Genomic DNA, 1,708 nt, shown 5'->3' with positions numbered 1-1,708 from the left:
CTAGAAGATCACTGAAGATCTTGGTCTGTGCCCGCCGTGGGTGGGATCGGCGTCCTGTCGTCAGGCGGTGGTTGGCTCGAGGGTCCAGACGCCGCCGGTGTGGGTGAGCCCGAGGTGGACCAGGGTGCGGAGATTGAGGGCCGCAGCGCGGGTGTGCAACCAGGCATCGTTCTTCAAGACCCCGAGGTAGCGCAGGCGGCGATTGCCCCGGGCCACCAGCCACGCCACCCCTCGTTCGACCGGTGGGCGCCAGCGACGATAGTCGGCCTGCCAAGCCGGGTCGGTGGCGGCCTGGCGCCGGGCAGCGGTCAGCAAAGCGTGATGCGGATGGACGTTGAGGTTGCGTCCGCTCTTGGCGGTGGTGCATCTGGCCCGCAGCGGGCAATCGATGCACCGCTTCTTGAACTGTGCGACACGGTTGCCGCTGGCTTGCGGCTGCCCCAGGACGACGGTGTGTCCGGCCGGGCAGGTCACCATACTGGTGGTGGCCTCAATGCGGAAGTCGTCGATGGTGAAACCGCCGGGGATGGTCTGCCGCAGCGGTGGAGGTTTGATGATCAAGGTGTGGCCGGCGGCCTGTAACGCCCGGCGGGCATGGCCGGTGCCGTAGGCGGCATCACCCAACACGATGACCGGTTCCTCCTCCTCGGCCAGTAACTCTTCGGCGACGGCGGCTTCGTGGTGGGTGGCGCCGACACCAGGCCGTAATGCGACCTCGGTGTAGATCCCGCTCTCGGGCTCGACGGCCATGTGAGCCTTGTAGCCGTCTTGGCGTTGGGTGCGGTTCTTGTGCACGTGCCGTGCCTGGGGGTCGACGGTGGAGACGATCCGGTCATGGGCGGTGCGCCGGGCGATACGCCACCGGCCGTCGGTGCCGTCGGAATCTTCGGCGGGTTCAACGTCTTGGTAGGCGACCAGAGCCAGCAGAGCGACCGCGCCGGCCGCTTTGTCATCCAGCGGCTGTTCGGGCAGGTGGGCAAGCAGAGCGATCGCGTCGGTGACCAGCGCGTCTACCAACAGCTCCCGTGCCTGCTCATCGTTCCAGGCGATACGCGGCTTTCCCGGGTCGGCGTAGTCGTGGGCGGTGCAGCAGACGGCGGCGACCTGGTCGGCGCCGGGGACCTCGCGGATCACCCGACGGATCGCAGCGACCAATTGGGTGATGGTGTCTTGGGTGGCCACCGCATCATCGAGCACGGTGGAATCCAGCGCACGACGCTGTCGGCCCTTGATCGCCCCAGTGGCCGCTACTACCTGCTTTACCCGGGTGAAGATCCGATTCGGGTCAGTCGAGCGGGCCAGACGACGGCGAAAGTAGGTCAGCAACGACGGATCGAACGCGGTGTCATACAGGCCCAGCCCGCACGCGGCCTTCCACCGCAGGTCACAGCGCAGCTCCTGAACCGCTTCAAAGTCCGACGCCCCATAGAGGGCCTGCAGCACCAATGCCGCGGCCAGCACCTGCGGCGGCATACTCGGCCGCCCGTTGGACGAGGGGTACATGTCAGCGAACATCGCTGCCGGAAACAGCTCCTGGCGATGCTCAGCCAAGAACGCGAACACACTCCCCGGCGGGATCAGCTCCCGGCAGGTCTGCCACACATCCGGCCCGACCAGTTCCCCAGCCCACTCACCCTGCACGCAATGAGTCTGGCCCCGCATCATCCAAGGCGGGGCCAGAACGCAAGATCTTCAGCGATCTTCTAGA

General features: G+C 66.7%; 1 protein-coding gene. It reads right to left on the bottom strand.

The genetic code is table 11. The annotated features are described in order from the left end of the window. Positions 1-60 precede the first annotated feature (60 nt). Positions 61-1,617, bottom strand: a complete 1,557-nt coding sequence (locus tag AB0B45_RS51445; protein WP_358146378.1) for an IS1182 family transposase — start codon at positions 1,615-1,617, stop codon at positions 61-63. Positions 1,618-1,708: the final 91 nt, after the last annotated feature.

The organism is Nonomuraea sp. NPDC049152 (genome assembly GCF_040648355.1).
Taxonomy (GTDB): domain Bacteria; phylum Actinomycetota; class Actinomycetes; order Streptosporangiales; family Streptosporangiaceae; genus Nonomuraea.
This window is presented reverse-complemented; position numbering and strand designations above follow the sequence as displayed.